Annotated in this window: 21 protein-coding genes and 1 tRNA gene; 14 read left to right on the top strand and 8 right to left on the bottom strand. The window is 73.7% G+C overall.

Features of this window, described 5'->3' with window-relative positions; genetic code table 11:
• Window positions 1-343: 343 nt before the first annotated feature.
• Complete coding sequence (locus CNX65_RS01460) at window positions 344-2761, bottom strand: DEAD/DEAH box helicase (protein WP_096491153.1); 2418 nt, start codon at window positions 2759-2761, stop codon at window positions 344-346.
• A 235-nt stretch (window positions 2762-2996) separates the two neighbouring features.
• Here CNX65_RS01460 and CNX65_RS01465 point away from each other — a divergent pair, with 235 nt between their 5' ends.
• From CNX65_RS01465 to CNX65_RS01525, 13 genes are all read left to right on the top strand, one after another.
• Window positions 2997-5357: a sodium-translocating pyrophosphatase gene (locus CNX65_RS01465; RefSeq protein ID WP_096491154.1), complete on the top strand. Its 2361-nt coding sequence runs from the start codon at window positions 2997-2999 to the stop codon at window positions 5355-5357.
• A 121-nt stretch (window positions 5358-5478) separates the two neighbouring features.
• Window positions 5479-6117 carry a hypothetical protein gene (locus CNX65_RS01470; RefSeq protein ID WP_096491155.1) on the top strand — a complete coding sequence of 213 codons (639 nt, stop codon included), beginning with the start codon at window positions 5479-5481 and terminating at the stop codon, window positions 6115-6117.
• A gap of 56 nt (window positions 6118-6173) precedes the next feature.
• Window positions 6174-6830: a hypothetical protein gene (locus CNX65_RS01475; RefSeq protein WP_096491156.1), complete on the top strand. Its 657-nt coding sequence runs from the start codon at window positions 6174-6176 to the stop codon at window positions 6828-6830.
• A 150-nt stretch (window positions 6831-6980) separates the two neighbouring features.
• On the top strand, window positions 6981-7622 hold the full coding sequence (locus tag CNX65_RS01480) for a hypothetical protein (protein WP_096491157.1): 642 nt from the start codon (window positions 6981-6983) through the stop codon (window positions 7620-7622).
• Window positions 7623-7748: 126 nt separating this feature from the next.
• A complete protein-coding gene (locus CNX65_RS01485) occupies window positions 7749-8429 on the top strand; it encodes a hypothetical protein (RefSeq protein ID WP_096491158.1) in 681 nt (226 codons plus the stop codon).
• 143 nt (window positions 8430-8572) lie between these two features.
• On the top strand, window positions 8573-9229 hold the full coding sequence (locus tag CNX65_RS01490) for a hypothetical protein (protein ID WP_157767462.1): 657 nt from the start codon (window positions 8573-8575) through the stop codon (window positions 9227-9229).
• A 129-nt stretch (window positions 9230-9358) separates the two neighbouring features.
• Window positions 9359-9991, top strand: coding sequence for a hypothetical protein (locus tag CNX65_RS01495; RefSeq protein WP_096491160.1), 633 nt, complete (start codon window positions 9359-9361; stop codon window positions 9989-9991).
• A gap of 128 nt (window positions 9992-10119) precedes the next feature.
• Entirely contained in the window at window positions 10120-12891 is a 2772-nt protein-coding gene (gene topA, locus CNX65_RS01500) for a type I DNA topoisomerase (RefSeq protein ID WP_177154468.1), read from the top strand.
• A 5-nt stretch (window positions 12892-12896) separates the two neighbouring features.
• Entirely contained in the window at window positions 12897-13514 is a 618-nt protein-coding gene (locus CNX65_RS01505) for a hypothetical protein (RefSeq protein ID WP_096491162.1), read from the top strand.
• Between the two features lie 79 nt (window positions 13515-13593).
• A complete protein-coding gene (locus CNX65_RS01510) occupies window positions 13594-15711 on the top strand; it encodes a bifunctional MFS transporter/dTMP kinase (RefSeq protein WP_096491163.1) in 2118 nt (705 codons plus the stop codon).
• Window positions 15712-15724: 13 nt separating this feature from the next.
• Window positions 15725-16924 (top strand): DNA polymerase III subunit delta', encoded by a 1200-nt coding sequence (locus CNX65_RS01515; protein WP_012782926.1) that lies wholly within the window; start codon window positions 15725-15727, stop codon window positions 16922-16924.
• A 343-nt stretch (window positions 16925-17267) separates the two neighbouring features.
• Window positions 17268-17341 (top strand) — tRNA-Thr (locus CNX65_RS01520).
• Window positions 17342-17434: 93 nt separating this feature from the next.
• Window positions 17435-18328 (top strand): glycosyltransferase, encoded by an 894-nt coding sequence (locus CNX65_RS01525; protein ID WP_096491164.1) that lies wholly within the window; start codon window positions 17435-17437, stop codon window positions 18326-18328.
• Window positions 18329-18388: 60 nt separating this feature from the next.
• Here CNX65_RS01525 and CNX65_RS01530 read toward each other — a convergent pair whose 3' ends face one another.
• Genes CNX65_RS01530 through CNX65_RS01540 form a run of 3 tightly spaced genes read right to left on the bottom strand, consistent with a single transcriptional unit; the run spans window position 18389 to window position 22335 of the window.
• On the bottom strand, window positions 18389-20422 hold the full coding sequence (locus tag CNX65_RS01530; protein ID WP_096491165.1) for an iron ABC transporter permease: 2034 nt from the start codon (window positions 20420-20422) through the stop codon (window positions 18389-18391).
• Complete coding sequence (locus CNX65_RS01535; protein WP_096491166.1) at window positions 20422-21411, bottom strand: ABC transporter substrate-binding protein; 990 nt, start codon at window positions 21409-21411, stop codon at window positions 20422-20424. Before CNX65_RS01535 ends, CNX65_RS01530 begins: the two co-directional genes overlap by 1 nt.
• Window positions 21412-21465: 54 nt before the next feature.
• Complete coding sequence (locus CNX65_RS01540) at window positions 21466-22335, bottom strand: ABC transporter ATP-binding protein (RefSeq protein ID WP_096491167.1); 870 nt, start codon at window positions 22333-22335, stop codon at window positions 21466-21468.
• Between the two features lie 449 nt (window positions 22336-22784).
• On the opposite strand from CNX65_RS01540, the gene CNX65_RS35105 reads away from it, so the two are divergent.
• Window positions 22785-22940: a hypothetical protein gene (locus tag CNX65_RS35105; RefSeq protein WP_157767464.1), complete on the top strand. Its 156-nt coding sequence runs from the start codon at window positions 22785-22787 to the stop codon at window positions 22938-22940.
• On the opposite strand, the gene CNX65_RS01545 is transcribed toward CNX65_RS35105, so the two are convergent.
• From CNX65_RS01545 to CNX65_RS01560, 4 genes are all read right to left on the bottom strand, one after another.
• Entirely contained in the window at window positions 22927-23889 is a 963-nt protein-coding gene (locus CNX65_RS01545; protein ID WP_198320423.1) for a TIGR03617 family F420-dependent LLM class oxidoreductase, read from the bottom strand. The genes CNX65_RS35105 and CNX65_RS01545 overlap by 14 nt on opposite strands.
• Window positions 23890-23987: 98 nt before the next feature.
• The gene (locus tag CNX65_RS01550; RefSeq protein WP_232519660.1) at window positions 23988-24449 is read right to left on the bottom strand and encodes an excalibur calcium-binding domain-containing protein; all 462 of its coding nucleotides are present in this window, start codon (window positions 24447-24449) and stop codon (window positions 23988-23990) included.
• Window positions 24442-25410, bottom strand: coding sequence for an excalibur calcium-binding domain-containing protein (locus CNX65_RS01555; protein ID WP_232519661.1), 969 nt, complete (start codon window positions 25408-25410; stop codon window positions 24442-24444). The genes CNX65_RS01550 and CNX65_RS01555 overlap by 8 nt, the downstream gene beginning before the upstream one ends.
• A complete protein-coding gene (locus CNX65_RS01560) occupies window positions 25407-26090 on the bottom strand; it encodes a thermonuclease family protein (RefSeq protein WP_096491170.1) in 684 nt (227 codons plus the stop codon). The genes CNX65_RS01555 and CNX65_RS01560 overlap by 4 nt, the downstream gene beginning before the upstream one ends.
• Window positions 26091-26149: the final 59 nt, after the last annotated feature.

Below are 26149 nucleotides of genomic sequence, written 5' to 3' on the forward strand. Positions count from 1 at the left end.
ACTGAGGCCCGGCTGCCGTGGGGAACCGAGTCCTGATGCGACCGAGGCCTGCGCCAGGGACATGCGACCGGGGCCAGAAACGGGCCAGGTCGCCGGAGGCGGTACGCGCCACCACTGACGTGGCACCGAGGGGACCGGTACCCCCGAGGTGCTGCGCCGTCGCCGGGGGAGCCCGGCGGCGGTGAAGCAGGAGAGAACCGCACCACGGTTGCGCCAGTGCCATGGCGCTACCGGCACCGCCCGCAAGACCGGCACTACCCGCAGGAAGCACACCCACCCGCATGACCGGTTCCACCCGCGATGCCAGCTTCACCCGTGATGCCAGTGCCATGGCGTCAGCGGTTCAACGCGCGGTACCAGCCTCACCTGCCAGACCAGCACCAGCACCGCCAGCACCAGCAGCTCCACCAGAACCACCCAGCCGGTCGGGCTGGGCGTCGGGGGGTGGGTTTTCCACCGCTCTGAGGACGACGTCCAGCACGGCCGCGCCACCCGCCTTGTCCAGCGGATCGTTGCCGTTGCCGCACTTCGGCGACTGCACGCAGGACGGGCACCCCGCAGGGCACGCGCACGAGGAGATGGCCTCCCGCGCCGCGGCCAACCACGGGACCACCGCGGCGAAACCGCGGTCGGCGAATCCGGCTCCACCCGGATGACCGTCGTGCACGAACACCGTCGCCTCCCCGGTGTCCTGGTGCAGCGCGGTCGACACCCCGCCGATGTCCCACCGGTCGCAGGTCGCGAAGAGCGGTAGCAGGCCGATCGCCGCGTGCTCGGCGGCGTGCAGCGCGCCGGGGACGGTCGCCGGAGCCAGACCGGCGCCTCCCGGCGCGCTGCCCAGCAACGACTCGTCCACCGTGTACCAGACCGCCCGCGTGCGCAGCACCTGCGGCGGCAGGTCCAGCGGCACCTGGTCGACCACCTGGCCGGACGGCAGCTTCCGCAGGTACGACACCACCTGCGAGGTCACCTCGACCTCGCCCAGGCACACCCGCACCCCGGCGAACCGCCGCTCCTGCTCGACCCGCACCACCACGATGTCCTTGGTGTCCCGCGCCGTCGTGCTCCAGTCCGGGCGCTCCGCGCGCACCAGCGCGATCCCGGCCTCCAGGTCCAGCGAGTCCACCACGTACGACTCGCCCTGGTGCAGGTACACCGCGCCCTCGTGCACCGTCCAGTGCGCCGCCGCCGGGTCGACCGTGCCGAGCACCCGCCCGGTGTCGCCCTCCACGACCACGACCTGCTCGCCGCCCGACCCCCGGATGTCCACCTGCCCCTGCGGGCGCTCCCGCGCCGTCCAGTACCAGCCGCCGTTGGGCCGCCGCCGCAGCACCCGGTCCGCGACCAGCCCGTCCACCACCTCGCGCGCGCCCTCCCCGAACCCCGCCAGGCACTCCTCGGTCAGCGGCAGCTCCGCCGCCGCGCACGCCAGGTGCGGGGCCAGCACGTACGGGTTCGACGGGTCCAGCACGGTCGCCTCCACCGGCCGCCGCAGCACCGCCTCCGGGTGGTGCGCCAGGTACGTGTCCAGCGGGTCGTCCCGCGCCACGAACACCACCAGCGAGTCCCCGCCCGACCGGCCCGCGCGCCCCGCCTGCTGCCAGAACGACGCCAGCGTGCCGGGGAACCCGGCCACCACCACCGCGTCCAGCCCGGCGATGTCCACGCCCAGCTCCAGCGCGTTCGTCGTCGCCACCCCGAGCAGGTCCCCGCTCGCCAGCGCCTTCTCCAGCGCCCGCCGCTCCTCCGGCAGGTACCCGCCCCGGTACGCGGCGACCCGCCCCGGCAGCTCCGGGTCCACCTCGGCCAGCACCCGCCGCGCGCCCATCGCGGTCAGCTCCGCCCCGACCCGCGACCGCACGAACGCCAGCGACCGCGCACCCTCGACCACCAGGTCCGCCAGGATGCGCGCCGTCTCCGCGCCCGCCGACCGCCGCACCGGCGCGCCGTTCTCACCCTCCAGCTCGGACAGCAGCGGCGGCTCCCACAGCGCCACCACCCGCCCCGCGCGCGGCGACCCGTCCTCCACCACCGCCGCGCACGGCTTCCCCACCAGCCGCTCCGCCGACGCCGCGGGCTCGGCCACGGTCGCCGACGCCAGCACGAACACCGGGTCCGCCCCGTACCGCCGCGCCACCCGCCGCAACCGCCGCAGCAGCAGCGCCACGTGCGAGCCGAACACGCCCCGGTACGCGTGGCACTCGTCCACCACCACGTAAGCGAGCTTGCGGAAGAACCGGATCCACCGCGCGTGGTTCGGCAGCACGCCCCGGTGCAGCATGTCCGGGTTGCTGAACACCCAGTTCGCGTGCGCCCGCACCCAGTCCCGCTCGTCCATCGCGGTGTCCCCGTCGAACGAGGCCGCCCGCACCCCCGGAACCGCCAGCTCCTCCACCGCGCGGATCTGGTCCGCTCCCAGCGCCTTCGTCGGCGACAGGTACAGAGCAGTTGCCCGCCCGTCCGCCACGAGCGCGCTCAGCACCGGCAGCTGGTAGGCCAGCGACTTGCCCGACGCGGTGCCGGTCGCCACCACCACGTCCCGCCCCGACCACGCCAGCTCCGCCGCCCGCGCCTGGTGCGACCACGGCGCGGGCACACCCCGCTCCACCAGTGCGGACACCACCTCGGGGGCCGCCCAGGACGGCCACGGGACCTCCCGCGCGTCCTGTCCGGGCAGCTCCTCGGCGTGCGTCAGCGGGGCCTCGCCGAGCGGAACCCCGGCGAGCACCCGGTCCAGCAGTCGACGTCCCTGGTTCGCCACAGGCGGCAGCTAAGCACACCGGTCCACGATCACGGCGGCTTCCTGCGTTGATAACGGTGCGTGCACGGATTGAGACGCACTGTCGCCCCCGGCCCGGAGGTGAATAGACTCCGCCGCTATCGCATCCAATGAGGGATGGATCACGTCGCGTCGGGACAGACCGGGTGTAGGCGGCCCGTGCCGAAGCGGTCGTCGAGGCACCCTCGTTGGGCTCATCACTCAACCAGGAGGACGGATGTCCCGGCAATTCCTCGCGGAGGGCATAGAGCTCTCCGGAGGTGATCGCGGCCTCGTCGCCGCGGTCGCCGTGGTCGCCCTGGCCGCTCTCGTAGTCGGAGCTGTCCTGCTCAAGGAGGTGCTGGCCGCGGGCCAGGGCACCGCCAAGATGCAGGACATCGCCAAGGCGGTCCAGGAAGGCGCTTCGGCCTACCTCAACCGGCAGTTCCGGACCCTCGGCATCTTCGTCGTCGTGGTCTTCGCCCTGCTGTTCCTGCTCCCGGCCGAGGACACCGGCGAGCGGATCGGCAGGTCGCTGTTCTTCATCGTGGGCGCCGCGTTCTCGGCGACCATCGGCTACCTGGGCATGTGGCTGTCCACGCGCGCGAACGTGCGCGTGGCGGCGGCGGCCCAGGCGGGCCAGAGCGGGCGCGAGAAGGCCATGCGGGTGGCGTTCCGCACCGGCGGCGTGGTCGGCATGTTCACCGTCGGCCTCGGCCTGTTCGGCGCGGCGGTCGTCGTGCTGGTCTACGCGGGCCAGGCCCCGAGGGTCCTGGAGGGCTTCGGGTTCGGCGCCGCGCTGCTGGCCATGTTCATGCGCGTCGGCGGCGGCATCTTCACCAAGGCCGCCGACGTCGGCGCCGACCTGGTCGGCAAGGTCGAGCAGAACATCCCGGAGGACGACCCGCGCAACGCCGCCACCATCGCCGACAACGTCGGCGACAACGTGGGCGACTGCGCGGGCATGGCCGCCGACCTGTTCGAGTCCTACGCGGTCACCCTCGTCGCCTCGCTGATCCTCGGCACGGCGGCGTTCGGCGCGCAGGGCCTGCTGTTCCCGCTGATCGTGCCCGCCATCGGCGTGGTCACGGCGGTCATCGGCGTGTACATCACCGGCGCCCGACCGGGTGAGAGCGGCCTGTCGGCGATCAACCGCTCGTTCTACATCTCGGCGGTCATCTCGGCGGTGCTGTGCACGGTCGCCGCGTTCGCGTTCCTGCCCGGCACGTTCGCCGAGCTGGGCGGCGTCAGCGCGGAGATCGCCGCCACCGAGGGCAACCCGGCCGTGATCGCCGCCGCCGCCGTCCTCATCGGCATCGTGCTCGCGGGCGTCATCCTGTGGCTGACGGGCTACTACACCGGCACCGAGCACAAGCCCGTCAAGGAGGTCGGCCGCACCTCGCTGACCGGCGCGGCCACCGTGATCCTGTCCGGCATCTCGCTCGGCTTCGAGTCCGCCGTGTACACCGCGCTGGTGATCGGCGCGGCCGTGTACGGCGCGTTCCTGCTGTCCGGCTCGGTGATCGTGGCGCTGTTCGCGGTCGCGCTCGCCGGCTGCGGCCTGCTGACCACGGTCGGCGTCATCGTCGCCATGGACACGTTCGGCCCGGTCTCCGACAACGCCCAGGGCATCGCCGAGATGTCCGGCGACGTCGACGGCGAGGGCGCGCAGGTCCTCACCGAGCTGGACGCGGTCGGCAACACCACCAAGGCCATCACCAAGGGCATCGCGATCGCCACGGCGGTGCTCGCCGCGGCTGCCCTGTTCGGGTCCTACAAGGACGCCATCGAGAAGGCGCTCGTCGAGGTCGGCGGCGTGTTCGAGGCGCAGGACTTCGTGGCGTTCACGCCGAACGTCCTGGTCGGACTGGTGATCGGCGCGGCCGTGGTGTTCATGTTCTCGGGCCTCGCGGTCAACGCGGTGACCCGCGCGGCAGGCGCCATCGTGTTCGAGGTGCGCCGCCAGTTCCGCGACAACCCCGGCATCATGGACGGCACCACCAAGCCCGAGTACGGCCGCGTCGTGGACATCTGCACCAGGGACTCGCTGCGGGAGCTGGCCACGCCCGGCCTGCTCGCGGTGATGGCCCCCATCGCGGTCGGCTTCGGCCTCGGCGTCGGGCCGCTCGCGGGCTACCTGGCGGGCGCGATCGCCACCGGCACGCTGATGGCGGTGTTCCTGGCCAACTCCGGTGGCGCCTGGGACAACGCCAAGAAGCTCGTCGAGGACGGCCACCACGGCGGCAAGGGCTCCGACGCGCACGCCGCCACGGTCATCGGCGACACCGTCGGCGACCCGTTCAAGGACACCGCCGGTCCCGCGATCAACCCGCTGATCAAGGTGATGAACCTGGTCTCGGTGCTGATCGCGCCCGCCGTCGTGACGTTCTCGATCGGCGCGGACGCCTCGGCCCCCATCCGCTACGGCATCGCGGCGGTCGCCTTCGGCGTCGTGGTGGCGGCGGTCGTGGTGTCCAAGCGGCGCGGCACGGTCATCGGCGACGAGCCCGCCGACCCGCCGTCGGGCTCGCCCAGCGTGCCCGCGCAGGCGACCGTCACCGACCCCGTCCAGGCTCGCGCCACGGGTGGCGCCGCCTAGTCGGAGCCACCCGGAAAGGTCCGATCGGCAGTGGGGAGCACCACCCCGTGGTGCTCCCCCTCGGGGTCGTTCGGTGGAATGGGGGGCGAGCACCGACCACCCGCCTACCCAGGAGGCCGACATGAGAGCCCGTCTCGTCACCGCCGTCGCCGCCTCGGCGCTCTCCGCGTGCCTGCTCGCGGGCTGCACCGGGCAGGACTCCGAGCCGACGCCGACCACGAGCAGCACGTCCACCTCGGCCTCTCCGGAGCAGCTGGCCGCCGACTACCTGGACAAGGTGTGCTCGGCGACCTCGGCGTTCGCCACCGTGCAGAAGACCCCGCCGGGCGCGGACGTCACCGACCCCGGCAAGCGCAAGGAGCTGATGGCCGTCTACATGGGCCAGTTCGGCGAGGCGTTCACCAGGAGCGCGACCGAGCTGCGGGCCGTCGGCGAGTCGCCCGTCGCGGGTGGTGACCAGGTCGTGGAGAAGATGGCGGGCACCTTCACCGAGATGGCCACGGTGTTCACCGACGCCAAGACCGCCGTGGAGCAGGCCGACGCGAACGACCAGTACGGCGGTCTCGCGCCCGCCAGGGACGCGCTCGCCAAGCTCGCGGACTTCAGCGTGCCGCTGAAGGAGGTCGAGTCCACGCCGGAGCTGGCCGCCGCCGCGCGCAAGGCCCCGAAGTGCCAGGCGCTGCGCACCGCCAGCCCGTCACCCTCCGCGACCGCGGGCGCACCCGCGGCCGAGTCCTCCGCCCCGCCGTCGACCTCGTGAGCTGACCGGTAGGTTCCCCCAGGTCAGGAAAGTCTTGCCGTGGGGGGTCAGGGGTTGTGAGGGTTCGCTTCGCCGTGGTCGGCGCGTCACTCTCCGCAGCGGTCGTGCTGGTCGGCTGCTCCAGCGCGATCACCGGTGCGGCCGTGCCGGAGTCCGGCGGTTCCGGGGCGGACGCCTCGACCGCGCCCACCTCGAAGAGCTCGTCGGGCGGTTCCGGGAAGGGCTCGGTCCAGGAGTGGGCCGACACCTTCTGCGCGGGGAGCGCGCCCGTCTTCGAGCTGAGCGGCGAGTTCTTCGTCGCGGCTGACAAGCTGCCGTCGAAGGACTACGCCGCGCTCAAGTCCACGATGATCGGCTACTTCCAGCAGGTCGCCCCCGAGTTGGAGGACCTGGGCGAAGAGCTCGACGCCCTCGGCGCGCCCGGCGGCTCCACCACCGCGCTGCACGAGGAGGCGGTCGAGTACTTCCGCAGCACCGCCGGGTTCGTGCGCAAGGCCATGACCGGGATGGCCCCGCTCGACCCCGCCGACCCCGCCTTCGCGACGAAGCTGAACAAGGTCGAGGGCGGCAAGGAGGCCAATCCGGGGCTCGCGGTCAAGCTCGCGAACAAGCTCGCCGCCGACCCGGCGTTCAAGCCCGCGTTCACCGCGTCCTCGGACTGCGAGGCCATGAACCGGGTGCTGACCGAGTACGCCTCGGTGCTGAAGGGCTGAGGTCCCGGAGGGGCGGGGACGCAGACCGGGGACGCAGACCGGGGTCGCAGGCCGCGCCCGACCGGGTGCGCCGGTCGGCGGAGCCTGGTCGGTGGTCGGGCGGCTCGCTACCTTGTGCGAGATCACCTCACTCGTCCGGGGGTACGCACCGTGAAGCACCACTCCGCCGTCGGCGCGCTGCTCGTCGCCGCCGTCGCGCTGTCCGCCTGCTCGTCCGGTCCCGCCGACCCGGCCGCGTCCCCGTCCTCGGGGCCCGCGTCCTCCGGGACCTCGGCGCCCGCGTCGTCCTCGGCCGCCGCCGCGCCCTCGGGCGACAAGGTCACCGCGTGGGCGGAGGCCTACTGCGGACTGGTCGGCGGTTACGCGCTCGGCCTCAAGGCGTACCAGGAGAAGCACGTCCAGCTGCCGAACGTGACCGACGTGGTGGAGCGCAACAAGGCGCAACTGGCGGCTTTCACGGAATTCATCTCCAAGTTGGAGATCGATTTCAAGGCCGCCGAGGGCGAGTTCGAGAAGGTCGGCGTCCCGCTGCCGGGGGCCGAGGAGCTGCACGGCGAGGTCGCCGAGATGCTCGACCAGGTCAACGGCCAGCTCGGGCAGGCCAAGCAGCAGGTCGCGGCGCTCGACCCCAACGACCCCGACTTCGAGCAGGCGGTGTCCGGGGCCGGTGGCCTGGACGGCGCGAGCGCCCTGCTCGCGCACGGTGAGAAGGTCTCCGGCGTCCCCGAGCTGGAGCAGGCCATGACCACGGCGCCGAAGTGCGTCGAGATCCAGCGGCAGATCGGCGGCTGAGCGCGGTCCCGGCGCGCACCCCTCAAAAGATCGAATTCGCCGGTGGAATGGTCTCTGGACCAAGTGGAAAACGATCTGTACCTTTTCGCGAGGGGAGGTTTTCACTCGCTTGGGGGTATCTTTTCCATGAAGTTCCGCGTTTCCCTGGTCGGCGCAGCCCTGGCCTCGGCCGCCGTGCTCTCCGCGTGCTCGTCCGGCACCGAGGGCACGGCCTCGCCCGCGAGCGGCGCCCCGGCGACCTCGTCCTCCGCGCCCGCGCCCCCAGGGTCCGCCTCGGCCGCCCCGACCTCGGCGAGCGTCAAGGCGGGCGGCGGTGACAACACGAAGGCGGTCGACTGGGCGGGGGAGCTCTGCACCACCTTCACCGGCATGGTCGACCGCAGCCTCGTGATGCTCAAGGACGTCAGCTCCGAGATGGAGAAGGGCAACCTCGACGGCTACCGGAGCGCGGTGCTGGACTACCTCAGCGGCACCGAGACCGCGATGTCCGGCTCGCTGGGGAAGCTGAACGAGCTGGGCGCGCCCACCGCGAGCTCCACCGCGCTGCACGCGGAGATGGTCGAGTTCCTGGAGGGCGCGGGCGCGGAGTCCGGCGCCGCCGCGAGGAAGATGCGGGGGCTGGCCGTCACCGACCCGGCCTTCGCGGAGCAGATGGGCGCGCTCGACCAGGGCCAGGGCGGGTCCGACGTGCTGCTGAAGCACCTGGAGAACGCCGAGAAGGACCCGGAGCTGGCCCTCGCCTTCGCCGCGGCCAAGCCGTGCCAGGAGATGGAGTCCGAGCTCGGCCAGATGCCGGGGAGCGGCTGAGCCGCCGCTGTCGAGCCGCCTCATGCTTCAAATTCCCCTGAACGGACGTACTTTGGGCACGCTGCGATAACTCAGTCGATCTTTGTCGGACCCGCTATGTACCTTCCGGGAAGATTTTTTAACTCTTCTGGGGGTACTAGCTAGTGAAGCGTCACCTGTCCGTCACGTCTGTGCTGCTCTCCGCGACCCTCGTGCTCGCCGCCTGCGGCACGGGCGCCGACGGCGCCGCCGCCCCCGCGAGCAGCTCCGCTGCCGTGTCCGCGGCCCCGGCCTCCGCGCAGGTCGACGACGGCGAGCGCGAGGCGCGCTGGGCCGCCTCCTTCTGCACCGCCCTCGGCGGCCGGGCCAAGGCCGCGGTCGAGCTGATGCAGAAGATGTTCTCGCAGGCCGTGTCGGCGGGGGAGGACGTGAGCGAGGCCGACATGCAGGCCGTGCAGAAGGACCTGCTGGTCGAGTTCATGGAGGACGGCGCGAAGGAGAGCCTCGACGCCGCGAAGCAGCTGGAGGGGATCGGCGCGCCCGCCGTGGTCGGCGAGGAGTTCCACCAGCAGCTCATCACCCTGCTCAAGACCTCCGGCGACGAGGCCGCGGCGGCGGTGGAGAAGGTCAAGGCGCTCGACCCGACCAGCCCTGCCTTCGAGGCCGAGCTGGACGAGCTGTCCGAGGGGAGCACCGCCGAGACGCTGGTCGCGCCCCTGCAGGAGGTCGGCAAGAGCAAGCCCGAGCTCAACGAGGTGCTGGAGAAGACCCCCGAGTGCGTGGACGTCGTCAAGCAGATGTCCGCGATCGCGGGGAAGTGACCCGGCGCCCACACGGGCGTCAACGGGTCGAATTTCACACGAAAGAGTGAGATCGGGGCGGTTCGGCGAACCGCCCCGCCCGCGTCGGAGACTGGCCGGCGTCGAACGCCTGTTCTACGCTGCCGGGTCGTGGGGCAACAGCTGTCCTTCTACTCGGCCGAGGCGCGGCGACCGGGCGTCGACGACCTGGCCGGCCTGCTCTGCGGGCCGGGCCGGGTGCTCGGCTTCGCCAGGGGGCGGGCCGCCCGCCTCACCGCCGTCCTCGCCGACCCCTGGCGCGGGCCCGCGCTCGTCGCGGCCCTCGCCGAGCGCGGCGTCCAGGCCGAGTCCGGCGCGCCCGAACCGGTCGGCGACCCCGAGCCGCCCGCGGCCGGGCAGGAGCCGGGAGCCCAGCCCCCGGTGCAGGTCAGGACCCCTTTCCGGACCGACCTCGCCCCGCTCGCCGCGCACTGGCTGCTCGCGGGGGCCAAGGTCGTCCCGAGCGGGTTCACCCCGCACGGCGGCGTGCTGCGGCTGTGGGCGCTCACCTCGGGCCGCTGGGTCGAGCCGGGCTACCTGCTCGGCCTCGACCCGGACGCGCCGGACACCCACGAACCGCTCCGCGCGGCCCTCGCCTCGGCCGGGCTGCCCGCCGCGCTGCTCACCCCGAAGTCGGGCGGACCGGCTTTGCGGGTGACCGGCCGAAGGCGGTTGGAACGGCTCTCCGAGCTGGTCGGACGTGCTCCGACCGGGGTCGGGGACCGCACCTGGCCCGCCGCTTAGCGGCTCGTCCTGGGGGAAGTTCAGGCACAGTTGTGTCACCCTGTCCCGACCAGGGCAGCCCTGCGGCGGTCGCCGGGCAGTGCACACTGGCGGGTCGGGAACACAGTGGTCGAAGAGAGCAGGACGGCGTGGCTGGATCGACGCGAACGAGGAAGAGCACCGGGGGAAGTGCGGACGGCAACCGGCGGTTGGTGATCGTCGAGTCGCCCACCAAGGCGCGCAAGATCGCGTCCTACCTCGGCAACGGCTTCGTCGTGGAGTCGTCGAAGGGGCACATCCGGGACCTGCCGCGCGGCGCGGCCGACGTGCCCGCCAAGTACAAGGGCCAGCCCTGGGCGCGGCTCGGCGTGGACGTCGACCACGACTTCGAGCCGCTCTACATCGTCACCCCGGACAAGAAGTCGACCGTCGCGGAGCTCAAGGAGCTGCTCAAGGGCGTCGACGAGCTCTACCTCGCGACGGACGGCGACCGCGAGGGCGAGGCGATCGCCTGGCACCTGCTGGAGACCCTCAAGCCCTCGGTCCCGGTGCGCCGCATGGTGTTCCACGAGATCACCGAGCCCGCGATCCTCGCCGCCGCCGCCAGCCCGCGCGACCTCGACCTGAGCCTGGTCGACGCGCAGGAGACCCGCCGCATCCTGGACCGCCTCTACGGCTACGAGGTCAGCCCCGTGCTGTGGAAGAAGGTCATGCCGAAGCTGTCGGCGGGCCGCGTCCAGTCGGTGGCCACCCGCATCGTGGTCGAGCGCGAGCGCGAGCGGATGAAGTTCGTGACCGCCTCGTTCTGGGACGTCTCGGCGACCATCGACGCGGGCCCCGAGGCCACCCCGCGCCAGTTCGCGGGCAGGCTCGTCTCCGTCGACGGCACCAGGCTCGCCACCGGCCGCGACTTCGGCTCCGACGGCCGCCTCAAGGACGGCGTCGAGGTCAAGGTGCTGGACGAGGCGCACGCCCGCGCCATCGCCGAGGGCCTGACCGGCGCGGCCATGCGCGTGGCCTCCGTCGAGGAGAAGCCCTACACGCGCAAGCCGTACCCGCCGTTCATGACCTCCACGCTCCAGCAGGAGGCGGGCCGCAAGCTCCGCTTCTCCGCCGACCGCACGATGCGGGCCGCGCAGAAGCTGTACGAGAACGGCTACATCACCTACATGCGAACCGACAGCACCGCGCTGTCGGAGACCGCCATCACCGCGTCCCGCGCCCAGGCCACCGACCTGTACGGCGCGCAGTACGTGGCCAAGGAGCCCAGGCAGTACACCCGCAAGGTCAAGAACGCCCAGGAGGCGCACGAGGCCATCCGCCCGGCGGGCGAGGTCTTCCGCACCCCCGGCCAGGTGGCCCGCGAGCTGGACTCCGACGAGTACAAGCTCTACGAGCTGATCTGGCAGCGCACCATCGCCTCCCAGATGGCCGACGCGCGCGGCAACACCACGAGCGTGCGAGTCGCGGGCCGCACCGGCGGCGGCGAGGACGTGCTGTTCGCCTCCTCCGGCCGCACGATCACGTTCGCGGGCTTCCTCAAGGCGTACGTGGAGACGGTCGACTCGGAGGCGGGCGGCAACGCCGACGACGCCGAGTCCCGGCTGCCGCAGCTGGTCGCCGAGCAGCCGGTGCGCGCCGCCGAGCTGTCCGCCGACGGCCACTCGACCTCGCCGCCGCCGCGCTTCACCGAGCCCAGCCTGATCAAGACCATGGAGGACCTGGGCATCGGCCGCCCGTCCACCTACGCGTCGATCATCAGCACCATCCAGGACCGCGGCTACGTGTGGAAGAAGGGCTCCGCGCTGGTGCCCTCCTGGGTGGCGTTCGCGGTGGTCGGGCTGCTGGAGCAGCACTTCGGCAGGCTGGTCGACTACGACTTCACCGCCGCGCTGGAGGACGAGCTCGACGGCATCGCCGAGGGCCGCCAGGAGCGCACCACCTGGCTGTCCGGCTTCTACTTCGGCGGCGACGTCGGCCCCGAGTCCTCGATCGGCCGCTCCGGCGGGCTCAAGAAGCTGGTCGGCTCCAGCGTCGAGGAGATCGACGCCCGCGAGATCAACTCGATCCCGCTGTTCAGCGACGAGGGCGGGCACACCGTCGTGGTCCGGGTCGGCCGGTACGGGCCGTACCTGGAGCGCGAGGTCGACGGCGCGTCGCAGCGGGCGAACCTGCCCGACGACCTGCCGCCGGACGAGCTGAGCCTGGAGATCGCGGAGAAGCTGTTCGCGACCCCGCAGGAGGGGCGCTCGCTGGGCAACGACCCGGCGACCGGGCACGAGATCGTGGCCAAGGAGGGCCGCTTCGGGCCGTACGTCACCGAGGTGCTGCCCGAGCCCGCCGAGGGCAAGAAGGCCGCGAAGCCGCGCACCAGCTCGCTGTTCAAGTCCATGTCGCTGGACACCGTGACGCTGGAGGACGCGCTGCGGCTGCTGTCCCTGCCGCGCGTGGTCGGCGCCGACCCGGAGTCCGGCGCGGAGATCACCGCGCAGAACGGCCGGTACGGGCCGTACCTCAAGCGCGGCACCGACTCGCGGTCGCTGACCACCGAGGACCAGCTGTTCACGGTGACCCTGGACGAGGCGCTGAAGATCTACGCCGAGCCCAAGAAGCGCGGTCGCGCGGCGGCGGCCCCGCCGCTCAAGGAGCTGGGGAACGACCCGGTGTCCGGCAAGCCGATGGTGGTCAAGGAGGGCCGCTTCGGCCCGTACGTGACCGACGGCGAGACCAACGCCTCGCTGCGCAAGTCGGACAACGTGGAGACGCTGTCCGACGAGCGGGCCTCCGAGCTGCTGGCGGAGAAGCGGGCCAAGGGGCCGAGCACGAAGAAGAAGCCCGCGGCCAGGACGGCGAAGGCCGCCGCGAAGCCCGCGGCGAAGAAGCCCGCCGCGAAGAAGACCCCGGCGAAGTCGAAGGGCTGAGGACCGTGGCCGCAGCGGCGGGTGGGGACGGCGGGCTGTTCGGACCGGACGGCACGCAGGCCCCGCCGCCGCCCGCCGCGTTCCCCGACCCGCTCGCCGGGCTGGTCACCGGCGAGCTGCCCTGGGCGCTGCCCGCGCCCGAGGTCCCCGAGGTCCGGGCCGCCGTGACCTGGACCGCCGCGCCGGTCGCGCCTCCCGCCCCCGTGACGCCCCAGCGGGCGGCGCGCTCGACCGGGGCGGGCGGGCGCCCGCGGACCGCGCTCCCGCAGTCCGGTCGCGCCGGGGCAGGCAGGCGGGCGCCGCAGGCCCGGCGTCCGGCCGTCCCGCACCCGCCTGCCTCGTACCCGCCTGCCTCGTACCCGGCGGCGCCGTACCCCCGGGCGCCGCACCCGCAGCTCCAGCACCCGCAGCTCCAGCACCCGGCGCTCCCGCACCCGCAGGCCCCCGGCCAGCGCCAGGCCGCCCAGCGCGGGCCCACCACTTCCGCCCAGCGCCCCGAGGCCCAGGCGAAGGGCGCGGGCAGCACGATCGTCGGCATCCTGGTCGTCCTCGGCGTCATCGCCTCCATCCTGTTCACCACGCTGCGCGAGATCGTCGGCGCGCTCCTCGACGCGCTGCGCTGAGAGGCGAACCTCACCGCTCGGTCCGATGTGGCCCCCCGACCAGCACAGCCGGTTACCCTGGTGACCTGCGACCTAGGGGGTGAGCACCATCCAGGACAGCGACACGGCTGGTGGGCCGGGACGATCCGGGAGCAACCGGACCGAGGCGTCCACCGGGCATCGCATCCGGAGCGTGTTGGCCATCCGCCCCTTCCGCAGGCTCTGGGGCGTCACCTACCTCTGCAGCGTGGGTGACTGGCTGTCACTCCTGGCGCTGACGGGTCTGGTCACCAAGCTCGCCGAGGGCTACCGCTGGGAGGGCTTCGCGCTCAGCGCGGTCGTCATCACCCAGCTGCTGCCGGGGATGCTCTTCGCCCCGCTCGGCGGCGTCCTCGCCGACCGGTTCGACCGCCGCAAGGTCATGGTCGCCTGCGACCTGGCGCGCGGCGCGCTGTTCCTGTCCATCGCCTTCGTCGGCACCGCCTGGTGGCTGTTCATCGCGAACTTCCTCATCGGCTGCTGCGCCATGCTGTGGATCCCCGCCAAGGACTCGGCGGTGCCCAACCTGCTGCGCAGGCCCGACCAGGTGGAGACCGCCAACCAGCTCGGCCTGGTGATGACCTACGGCATCACCACCATCAGCGGCTTCGGCCTCTACGCGCTGATCTCCGGCATCCCCGGCTACTTCCACCTGCAGGGCGGCGACCTCAGCTTCCGCATCGCCACCATCGCCGTGGTGATCAACGGCCTGCTCTACGTCTCCTCCGCCGTCCTGGTCGCCACCCGCATCCCCGAGCTGTCCGGCCGCATGGCCACGCCCCGCAAGCGCGACGACGACGCCCCCGGCTTCCTCGTGATGATGCGCGACGGCCTCGCCTACGCCTGGCGCCGGCCGCTGCTGCGCGGCCTGGTCATCGGCATGACCGGCGCGTTCGCGGCGGCGGGCGCGGTCATCGGCAGCGCCAAGCTGTACGCGCTGAGCCTGCTCGGCGGCGAGAGCGCCTACGGCCTGCTGTTCATCGCCGTCTTCGCGGGCCTGGCCACGGGCATGATCACCGCCCCCAAGCTCGCCCGCAGGCTCACCCACGGCAGGCTCTTCGGCGTCACCATCGTCTGCGCGGGCCTGAGCCTGGGCGTGGTGTCGCTGGCCCCGCACCTGTGGTTCGCCCTGGTCGCGGTCGCCCTGGTCGGCGGCTGCGCGGGCATCGCGTTCCTGACCGGCCTGACCATCATCGGCTCCAAGGTCGAGGACGAGGTGCGCGGCCGGATGGTCGCCCTGGTCCAGTCCCTGATGAAGGTCATCCTCGGCCTGTCCACCGTGGCCAGCCCGCTGCTGGTCACCACCCTGCAGCCCAGGGTCATCACGGTCCTCGACCACCCGCTCAAGATCGACGGCACCCGCCCGGTGCTGTTCGGCGCGGGCGTCCTGGCCGCCGCCGTCGGCCTGATCGCCTACCGGCTCATGGACGACCGGCGCGAGACCCCGATCCTGTCCGACCTGCTCGCCGCGCTGCGCGGCAGGCCCCGCCGGGAGCGCGGCCTGCTGATCACCGTGGAGGGCGACGCCAGCCTGGACACCTCCGTGCAGGCCCGCGAGCTGGCCGAGGTGCTGCGCGCCGCCGGGCACGAGGTGCTGCTGGCCAGCGAGCCCGACCTGGACGAGCGCCGGGTGCACGAGCTGCTCAACACCGCCGACCTCGCCGGGGTGCGGGCGCACGCGCTGGTGGCCGCCGCCGTGCGCGCCGACGTGGTCGAGCGGCGCGTCCGGCCCGCGCTGGAGGCCGGCCTGATCGTCGTCGTGGACCGGTTCGCCGACAGCCCGATAGCGCACTTCTCCGCCTCCGGCTCCGTCGACACCTCCGAGCTGGAGCGGCTGTCCGACTGGGCCACCGGCAGGCTCCGCCCCGACCTGACCGTGCTGCTCGACCGCACCCCCACCACGCTGCCCGCCTCGGCGCTCGGCGCGCCCCCCGGAGCGGAGCCGCCCGGAGCCGCGCCCGCCGGGCTGGAGGGCGCCCGCCGCACGATCACCAACGTCGAGCACCACTGGCAGGTGCAGCGCCTGCTCACCGGCATGGCCGCCGCCGACCCCGACCGCTACCTCGTGGTCGACGCCGACGGCACCCCGGACGAGGTGGCCGCGCGGGTCAAGGCCGCCGTGGCGCGCCTGGTCGGCGGCGAGATCCGCGCTGCCGCTCCGCTCGCCGAGACCCCCTGAGTACGGTTGCCCCGTGCCAAGGGGAGTGTGGAGTGAGGTCGTCGGCCAGCCCGACGCGGTGACCGTGCTCAGCGCCGCGGCGGAGGCGGCTGCGGCGATCGTCGCGGGTGGGACGCCCGCGCCGGGGGCCATGACGCACGCCTGGCTGTTCACCGGGCCGCCCGGATCGGGCCGCACCGAGGCCGCCAGGGCGTTCGCCGGGGCCCTGCAGTGCACCGCCGCCGACGACCGGCCGGGCTGCGGCGTGTGCGCCGGGTGCCACACCGCGCTCGCGGGCACCCACGCCGACGTGCGCGTGGTCGCCCCCGAGGGCCTGTCGATCTCGGTGAACGAGATGCGCGCGCTGGTGCAGGTGTCCGCGCGCAGGCCCACCTCGGGCCGCTGGCAGGTGGTGATCGTCGCCGACGCCGACCGGCTCACCGAGGGCGCGTCCAACGCGCTGCTCAAGGCCGTGGAGGAGCCGCCGGACCGCACCGTGTTCCTGCTCTGCGCGCCCTCCGAGCACCCGTACGACGTGTCGGTGACCATCCGCTCCCGCTGCCGCGTGGTGCGGTTGGGCTCCCCGAAGGTCCCGGACGTGGCCGCCGCGCTGGAGGAGGAGGGCGTCGCCCCCGACCTGGCGTCCTGGTCCGCGTCGGTGACCGGCGGCAACGTGGTCAGGGCCCGCAGGCTCGCCACCGACGAGCAGAGCAGGCTGCGCCGCGAGTCCGTGCTGGCCATCCCGCTCGCGCTGCGCAGGCCCGCCGACGTGTTCACCTGCGCCGACGACCTGGTGAAGGCCGCCGAGGGCGACGCGCTGTCCGCCAACGAGGACCGCGACGAGCAGGAGCGCAAGGCGCTGGAGACCGCCATGGGCGCGGGCGGCACCGGCAAGGGCACCGCCTCGGCCACCAGGGGCGCCAAGGGCGCGCTCAAGGACCTGGAGAAGCGGCAGAAGTCCAGGGCCACCCGGACCCAGCGGGACTCGCTCGACCAGGCGCTGGTGGACCTGGCCGCGTTCTACCGGGACGTGCTGGTCACCGCGACCGGCTCCGAGGCCGCGCTGAACCACCCGGACCGCGCGGCGGACGCCCGGACGGCGGCGGCGGCCTGGAGCCGTGAGTCGACGCTGCGCAGACTTGAAGCAGTGCTGGCGTGTCGGGGAGCGCTGGAGCGGAACGTGAAGCCGAGGATCGCCGTGGAGGCGATGCTGACGACCCTGCAGCGGGGCTGACGCGGGCGGGCCTGCGCGAGCGGGGCGCCCGGTGCTGCCGGTCCGACGCGGCGGGCGGCCTGCGCGGGGGTGCGGCCAGCACCGCCACCACGCCGATCAGCAGCAGCGTGATGCCGGTCCAGAGCAGTGTGGTCGTGTGCACGGCGTTCGTGCCCGCCAGCCTATTCACCACCGGGTGACACCGTCGTGAGCGGGGGTTCGGGGGGAGCGACTTCACCTACGCCTTTCCTTCGGTCCGGGCCTGCTCGGGCGCCGTCGCCGGGGCGGCGCCGCCTCGGCGGGTGCAACGAGGGGACCCCCCGTTCGGTGACGCTCGCGGCGTCGGTTATAGTTGTCGCGTCTCGCCGCCTTAGCTCAGTCGGCCAGAGCGGTTCACTCGTAATGAACAGGTCATCGGTTCGATTCCGATAGGCGGCTCAGCGAGAAGCGCAGGCCCGGTCCGGGTTCCCCGGACCGGGCCTGTTCGCTTGTTCGGACCGGTTCACGGCCCGGCGGGAGAGCGGAGGGCGCGTGCCCCGACCTGACACGACCGGTGCCGCAGCCGACGTCGCGCCGAGCCGCAGGACGGTCCGCAGGCCCCGCAGCGTGAGCGTCGTCGTCACCGCGCACGGCCAGGACTCCACCGTCGGCGTCGTGGTCGAGGACGCGCTGCGCGGGCTGGAGGAGCTCGGGGTGCCCGGCGAGGTCGTGGTCGTGGTCGGGCGCGCCGACCGCACCGCCCAGGTCGCCCTCACCTCGGGGGCCTCGGTGGTCGAGTCGCGGCCGGGCCGGGGCGCCGCGGTCCTCGCGGGCGTGGCGGCCAGCCGGGGCGACGTGGTGTGCCTGCTCGACGGGGACGTGCGCTACTTCGGCGAACCGCCGCTGGTGCCGCTGCTGGTCGAGCCGATCCTGGGCGGCCTCGCCGACGCGTGCGTGAGCGACCTGTACTGGCGCCCGCCGCACCCGAGGCTGTGGCTGCACGGGTTCTTCGCGCCGCTGATCGGCAGGCTCTACCCGGAGCTGCTGCCCAAGGCCGGGTCGACGCCGTGGTCGGGGCAGCGGGCCGCGCTGCGCGCCCTGTGGCCCGCCGAGCTGCCGGACGGGGCCACCGCCGACCTCGCGCTGCTGCTGCACTGGAACCGGGAGGCCGCGCTGCTGCGCCCGGTGCTGGCCGACGACTGGACCGCGCCGCGCAAGCCGGGCCTGGCGCCCGCGCGGGCGGAGCTCGACCTGGTCGTCGCGGACGCGCTGGCGCACGGGCGGATCGACGGGACGGGGGCGAAGGCGCTGCCGGACTGGTTCGACGCCGTCCAGGCGAGCGCCCTGGAGCGCTGGGGCGACGTGGTCGACCCGCTGGACTTCGCCGTCGCGGAGCGGGACGTGCTGGAAGGGGCCCTGCGCGAGCTGCGCGCCCACGGGCTGTGAGGCGGGCTCCGGGAGACGGGCCGTGAAAAAGGGCTCCCCGCGAGCGGGGAGCCCCTCGGCTCAGGTCTTGCGCTCCCTGGAGCGCCACAGCACGAGCACGAAGTACGGCGTGCCGACCAGCGAGATCACCAGCCCGGCCGGGATCTGCGCCGGTGAGATGACCGTCCGGCCGATCGTGTCGGCCAGGCTCACCAGCACCGCGCCCAGCCCCGCCGCCACCGGCAGCACGCGCGCGTTGCGCCCGCCCACCAGCGACCTGGCCAGGTGCGGGGCCACCAGGCCGACGAACCCGACCACGCCGATCGCCGCGACCGCGCTCGCGGCCAGCACGCCCGAGCCCAGCAGCAGGAGCAGCCGGGACCGCTCCACCGGGACGCCCAGCACCCTCGGGGTGTCGTCGTCCAGCGAGTGCAGGTCCAGGTCGCGGTGCGCGAACCACAGCAGCGGCCCGATCGCGGCCAGCGCCAGCGCGGGCGGCAGCACCTGCTCCAGCGTCCGCCCGTAGGTCGAGCCGGACAGCCAGGTCAGCGCCTTCACCGTGTTCCACGGGTCGGTGGTCGCCACCAGCAGCGTGATCAGCGACATGCCCGCCGACCACAGCGCGATGCCGATGATCACCAGTCGGTCCGAGTCCTGCCCGCCGCGCCACGACAGCCCGTAGACCAGCGCGAACGCCACCAGCGCGCCGAACCCGGCCGCGCCCGCGATCTGCCACGGGCCCGCGCCCGGCGCCAGCGTGATCAGCCCGATCGCGCCGAGCCCGGCGCCCGCCGTGATGCCCAGCAGGCCCGGTTCGGCCAGCGGGTTCCGGCTCACCGACTGCACGCCGCACCCGGCGACGGCCAGCGCCGCGCCCGCCACGACCGCCGCCAGCACCCTGGGCAGGCGCTGGTCCAGCACGAACGTCAGCGCCGGTCCGGTCCGCCCGGCCACCCAGTTGCCCAGGTCGCCCAGCAGCACCACCCGGTCGCCCATCAGCAGCCCGACCAGCGGCGCGGCCACGACCAGCGCGGCCAGCACCACCGACACCGCCACCAGCCGCCGCCGCGACCCGACCACGCCGACCCGGCCGCTCGGCGGCTGCCTGCGCGACCCGCCGGACCGCTGCCTGCGCGCCAGCCACACCAGCACCGTCGCGCCGAGCACCGTCGTCATCACGCCCGTCGGCACCCGGACCGCCTCGGACGCGCCCAGCAGCGCCCGCAGCAGCACGTCCGCCCCGAGCACCACCAGCACGCCCACCAGCCCGGACACCGGCAGCAGCGCCCGGTGCCCGGCCAGTCCGGGGACCCGCGCGGCGAGCAGCCGGGTGATCACCGGCGCGCTCAGCCCGACGAACCCGACCGGGCCCGCCGCCGTCACCGCCGCGGCGGTCAGCGCCACGGTCAGCAGCACCGCGCCCAGCCTGGTCCGCCGCACCTTCAGGCCCACGACGGCCGCGTTGTCGTCGCCCAGCGCCAGCACGTCCAGCGACCGGGACATCAGCACCAGCCCGACCACGCCGATCAGCACGACCGGGGCCATCTGGGACGTGGTGCGCAGGTCGCCGACGGACAGCGACCCGCTGCCCCACGCGTACAGGCCGGTGGTCTCCTGCTCGAACAGCAGCAGCACCAGCGTCGTCGCCGAGTGCAGCGTCAGGCCCACCGCCGAGCCGACCAGCACCAGCCTCGGGCTCGTCGACGCGCCGCCGGACAGCGCCAGCACCAGCGCGGTGGCCGCGAGGCCGCCGACGAACGCCGCGCCGCCCGCCGCGTAGGCGGGCAGCCCGATCCCGAACGCCGCGAACGCGACCACGGCCAGGTGCGCCCCCGAGTTCACCGCGAGGGTGTCCGGGGAGGCCAGCGGGTTGCGGGCGATCGACTGCATCCCGGCGCCCGCGACGCCCAGCGCGACGCCGACGAGCAGCGCCGTCAGCAGCCTGGGCAGCCGCGAGCCCTCCAGCACGGCCGCGGCCTGCGCGTTGCCGTCGCCGAGCACGGCGGACAGCAGGTCGAGCGCGCCGACGGACGACGTGCCCTGGGTCAGGTGGACGGCGGAGAGCAGGACGATGGCCGCCACTGCTCCCGCCACCACGGCGGCGGTGCGCAGCATCAGGACGTTGCGGCCTTCACGAACTGGTCCGCGATGACGGCGACCGACTTGGGCCCGCCGAACGTCCAGGTGCCCTTCTCCAGCTTGGTGATCTTGCCGGAGGCCGTGAACGGCAGCCGCTGCCACACCGCGTTGTCCTTGAGGCCGGTGGTGAACACGTCCTCCTCGGAGGCGCTGTAGACCATGATCGTCTTCGGGTCGGTGATCGCGGTCATGCCCTCGACGTCGGTCGCGCCCAGACCCCACTCCGCGTCGACCTCGCCGGTCCACGCGTTGACCAGGCCGACCGCCTCGGCGGTGTCGGACACCAGCGAGCCCTTGCCGAACGGGCGGATGCTGACCGTGCTGCCCTGCATCCAGCCGTCCGCCATGACGAACGGGGTGCCGGTCGCGCCCTTGGCCTCGACGGCCTTCTTGCCCTCGGCGAGCTTGGCGTCCATGTCGGCCAGCGCGGTCTTCGCCTCGGCCTCCTTGCCCACGGCCTTGGCGATGAGGGTGAAGTCCTCGCGCAGCCGGTCGAAGTTCTTCGTGGCGTCGCTGGACTTGGTCATGACGACCGGGACGGCCTTCTCCAGCTGCTCGGCCACGGCGGTGTCGCGGGCCAGCGGCATCAGCACCAGGTCCGGCTCCAGCGCCACGATCGCGTCGACGCTGGGCTCGCCGCGCTTGCCGACGTCCTTCACGTCACCGGGCAGCGCCTCGGCGGAGTTCCAGGTCGCGTAGCCCTCGGGGTCGGCGGCGCCGACCGGGGTGACCCCCAGCGTCAGCACCATCTCGGTCTCGGCCCACTCCAGGGACACGACCTTCTTCGCGGGGGCCTTCAGCTCGACGGTCTTGCCGCGCGCGTCGGTCAGCGTGATGGCGCCACCGGCGCCACCGGCGCCACCGGCGTCACCGGACGCGCCGGGCTCGCTGGAGGTGCTCTCGGTGGTGCCGCAGGCGGACAGCAGCACGGCTGCCGCGAGCAGGGCGGGGGTCAACAGGCGCATCGTTCTTCTCTTCTTCTCGGTGGGGGAGGGGTGGTTCGGGCGAAAGCCGGAACCTCATGAGCCGCTGCGAGCGGGCGGGGTGCTGCGGGGGGTGGTCTCGCACCGCTGCGCGGTGCGGGGCGTGCGCTTGCCCAGCGGGCGGCAGTGCGGGGCTCCGGTGACCGGGTCGTCGACGACCTGGACCTCGACGCCGTACGCGCTGGTCAGGTGGTCCGGGGTGAGCACCTCGCGGACCGCCCCGGAGGCGACGACGCGGCCGTCGCACAGCAGGACCACCTCGTCCGCGACCACGCCCGCGTGGTCGAGGTCGTGCAGCACGACGCCGACCGCCACGCCGTGCTCGTCGGCCAGGTCGCGGACCACGTCCAGCACCTCGACCTGGTAGCGCAGGTCCAGGTGGTTGGTGGGCTCGTCGAGCAGCAGCACCGAGGTCTCCTGCGCCAGGCAGGACGCCAGCCAGACGCGCTGCAGCTCGCCGCCGGACAGCTCGTCGACGCCCCGGCCCGCCATGGGCGTGACGCCGGTCAGCTCCATGGCCCGGTCGACGGCGGCGGCCCCGCCCGCGTCCACCCCGCGCCAGCCCGCGCGGTGCGGGTGGCGGCCGTAGGAGACGACGTCGCGCACGGACACGCCGGACGGGGTGGGGCGGTGCTGGGTGAGCAGGGTGACGTTGCGGGCGAACTCCTTGCCGCTGAGCGCCGCCCGCCCCCACACCTGCCGCTCGCCGAGCCGCACGCCGCCCTCGCGGGGCTTGTGCAGGCGCGCGAGGGAGCGCAGCACGGTGGACTTGCCCGAGCCGTTGGGGCCGACCAGCGCGGTGACCTCGCCCGCGCGCAGCTCCAGGGACACGCCCTCCACCACGGCGCGGTCGTGGTGCGCGAGGACCAGCGCCTCACCGGTGAGCAGAGCGTCGCCTTGTGACATGAGGTGAGCCTAACCTAAGAGTTATTTCACCCAAAGGTCGTATGGCTCTGGTCCTTGCGGGCGTACCGGTGACTCGGTGTTCGCAAGATCGGCACGTGTCGCCACGCAGGGCGGCGGTCCGGGTGACGTTCGGCGCCCGCTTCCGGGGCTCCGCCCGCTCGGGAACCCCCGAACCCGGAACGGGCGGAGCCTCGACCCCCAGTGCCCCTGCCTATCTGAAGTGAGCCTAACCTAACCAACTCGGTTCACCCGTTGGGCGTGATCCACTGCACTCTTCGGGCGCATTGGGGACCGAGTGCGAGCCTGGGAGCGTTCTTAGGGTGCATATTGTCCCCAAGAGAACTCGCCCGGCCGGGAGCACCGTGCTTGATGCTCCGATCGGGTGACCTTCATGCCGATTCCGCCGATGCTGGGCGACAGTGTCCGTGCCGCCCTGGAGGTGATGACGGATGCTCGCGATGGTCGTGGTGACACTGCTTGCCCTGCCGCTGGTGTTCGTCGCCCAGCGGATCGGCAGGCGGCGCTGGAACCGCAGGGTCGACGCGGCCCGCGTGCCCGAGTCCGCGCTGTTCCCCCACCGGGTGCCCAGCCTCAGCCGGACCTGAGGTCCGCGCGCAGCACCGGGGCCGCGATCCGGGTGACCACGTCCCCGTACCGCGCCGCGACCTCGGCGGCGGCCTCCGCCGGGGTCCCGGTGACGGCGAACGCGCCCAGCACCTCGTCCGGCACGGCCGCGTCCATCTCGGCCCACAGGCCGCGGCGGGACAGCCGGTGCAGCTCCTCGTGCAGCTCGCCCCAGCCGTGCAGGTCCAGCACCGGGCGGTAGGCGGGCGTCGAGCCGTAGAACGCGATCTGGCGGCGGACGGCGGCGGCCGACGCGTCGTCGGTGACCACCATCGACGGCCCGCTCACGCCGAACCCCTCCAGCGTCCGCCCGGACCGCGCCAGCCCCCGCTCCAGCGCGGGCAGCGTCACCTCGCGCAGGTACCGCTCGGTGGTGAACGCGTGGCACAGGAACCCGTCGGCCACCTCGCCCGCGACCTCGGTCATCCGCTCCCCGACCCCGGCCAGCCACACCTCGGGCGGGCCGAACGGGTTGGGACCGGGGTCGAAGAACGGCGTCATCAGCGTGTGCGTGTAGAACTCGCCCCGGAACCGGGGGCGCTCCCCGGTGGCCCACGACTCCCAGATGGCGCGCATCGCCAGCACGTACTCACGCATCCGCGCGGCGGGCTTCGACCAGGGCATCCCGAACCGCTTGGTGATGTGCGGCTCCACCTGCGAGCCCAGGCCCAGCCGGAACCGGCCCCGCGACAGCAGCTGCAGGTCGTTGGCCTGGACGGCGGTGCTCATCGGGTTGCGGGCGAAGGCGACCGCGATGGCCGTGCCCAGGCCGACCCGCTCGACCCGGTCGGCGACCCTGCCCAGCGCCACGAACGGGTCGTGCCGGGTCTCGGCGACCCAGAACCCGTCGATCCCGGCCTCCTCGGCGGCGCGGGCCGCGTCGACGACCGTCGTGGGGGTGTACTCGACCTCGACCTGATCCACCAGCACGGGACCGGTTGTACGCGGGTGCGGCGGCCAGGTCCAGTCGGCGGGCGGGTCCGAGGCGGGCTCCGACGACCCCCGGACGCCGGAGCCCGCCCCGGTGGTCACTCGCAGGCCACGCCGTCCCCGTCCCGGTCGAGACCGGTGCGGTAGCCCGGCTCGCCCGCGTGCAGGGGCGCGGCGCCCGCGGCACGCGCCTCGGCGCAGTTCTTGTAGTAGGCGCTCGGCGCGGGCTGGGGCTCCGGCGCGGGCTGGGGGTTGGGCGCGGGCTGCGGGTTCGGTTGGGGGTTCGGCTGCGGGTTGGGGTTCGGCGGCGCGACGGCGGGCGGCGGCGTGGTGGTGGTCGTTGTGCTCGTCGTGGTGACCGGCGCCGGGCTGCTGGTCGTGGTGGTCGCGCTCGTGGTCGTGGTGGTCGGCGAGGAGCTCGTGGACACCTGGCCGCCGGAGGGGGTGCTCCCCTCGCAGCCCGCCAGCACGAGTGCCGTCAGCACCACCAGGAACCCGCAGACGACCCGGCCACCCCGGACGCGCTCGGGATCGGACGTCCTGACGCTCAGCTCACTCACAGCCCACCCCGTCGCCGTCCTTGTCCAGGTGCGAGCCGTAGCCGGGTTCGCCCCGGTGGACGGGGGCCGCGCCTGCGGCACGGGCCGCCGCGCAGTTCTTGTAGTAGACGCTCGGCGCGGGCTTGGGCTCCGGCGCGGGCTGGGGGTTGGGCGCGGGCTGCGGCTGGGGGTTGGGCTGCGGCTGCGGGTTCGGCTGGGGGTTGGGCTGCGGCTGGGGCGCCGGGGCCTGCGTGGTGGTGGTCGGGGCGGGCTTGGCGTCCGAGCCGCCGCACGGCGCGCCCCACAGGCCAAGGCCCGCCTTCTGGGCGGCGTTCTGCGCCGCGGTGTGCGCGGCGCTCGCGTTCGGCAGCACCTTCGCCATGCCCTGCGACAGGGCGAGCACGGACAGGTCGCTGCCGTCCAGCAGGAGCACCTGGAGGCCGTCCCGCCTGACCTGCTTGTCCGCCGCGGTCGACTTGAGGAAGTCCACCGCCTGCTGCGCCCAGCACTCGCCCGGTTCCGCGAGGCCCGGCAGCACCACGGTGCCGCCGCCGCTCAGCCCCAGCGAGCGGCCGTCCACGACCGTCGTCACCGCGGCCTGGGGCGGGGTCGTGGTGGTCGGGGCCGCCGTGGTCGTCGTGGTGCTGGTGGTGGTCGCGGTGGCGCTCGCGGTCGCCGCAGCCTTGCGGCTGCTGTCGGCGGGCGGTGGGTCGGAGAGCGAGGCGATCAGGACCAGGGCGCCGAAGATCCCGCCCGCGACCGTGCCGGTCTTCTTCATCCTTGACATCGCCGACCACTTGCCCTTCAGACCGCTCCTGGCCTGCGGCGGAGGGGTGTAAGCGGTGGCCTGGGGACCGTATCCGTAGTCGGGCGCCCCGTATCCGGGAGTGCTGTGGCCGGACGCCCCGTAGCCCGCATTGTCGTCGGGCCCGCCGAAGCCGGGCACGCCGCCGTACTGGTCGTTGCCGTGGTTGGCGCTCATGCGCAGGCCACCCCATCCGTGTCGTGGTCGAGAACTGGTGAGCCGGGCAGGCCGGCGGGGGTCGTGGAGGTGTTCGCGGTGCACTGCGCCAGGGCGCGCGCGGTCGGCGCGGGCGTCGTCACCACCGAGTCGGAGCCGCCGCACGGCGCGCCCCACAGGCCGAGGCCCGCCTTCCGGGCGGTGGCCTCGGCGCGGGTCAGGGTGGTGGCCGCGTCCGGTTCGGCGCGGGCCATGCCCTGGCTGACGAGCTGGGCGGAGAGGTCGGCCCCGCCGGGAAGGCGCACGGACGCGCCGTCGAGCGCCAGGTCCTTCTGCGCCACCAGCGAGCCGAGGAAGTCGGCCGCCGCGCGCGACCAGCAGGCGCCGGGCTCGGCCAGCCCCAGCAGCCGGACCGAGCCGCCGCCCGCCACGGCGATGGTGCGGGCGTCGACGACCCCCGAGGCGCGCGCGGGCGCGAGGTCGGCGGTGTCGGGCTGCGCGGGGGAGGAGTTCGACCACGAACCGGACCGGTCCCACCGCTCGGCGGCGTCCGGGGCGGGGACCTGCGCGTGGTCCGCGGCGTCCGGCGCGGGCGCGGCGGGAGCGGCGAGCGGCTGCGCGGCGCAGGCCGTCAGCAGCAGGGCGGGGACCAGCAGCAGTAGCCGGAACGGCGTCCTGCGGACCAGCGCGGTGCTCTCCATGCTCGCCTCATCGTGGCGAGTGTCGCACTGCGTTACTGCATTAGTTCCTTAGAGTGAAA

It is taken from the genome of Actinosynnema pretiosum (assembly GCF_002354875.1).
GTDB lineage: Bacteria > Actinomycetota > Actinomycetes > Mycobacteriales > Pseudonocardiaceae > Actinosynnema > Actinosynnema auranticum.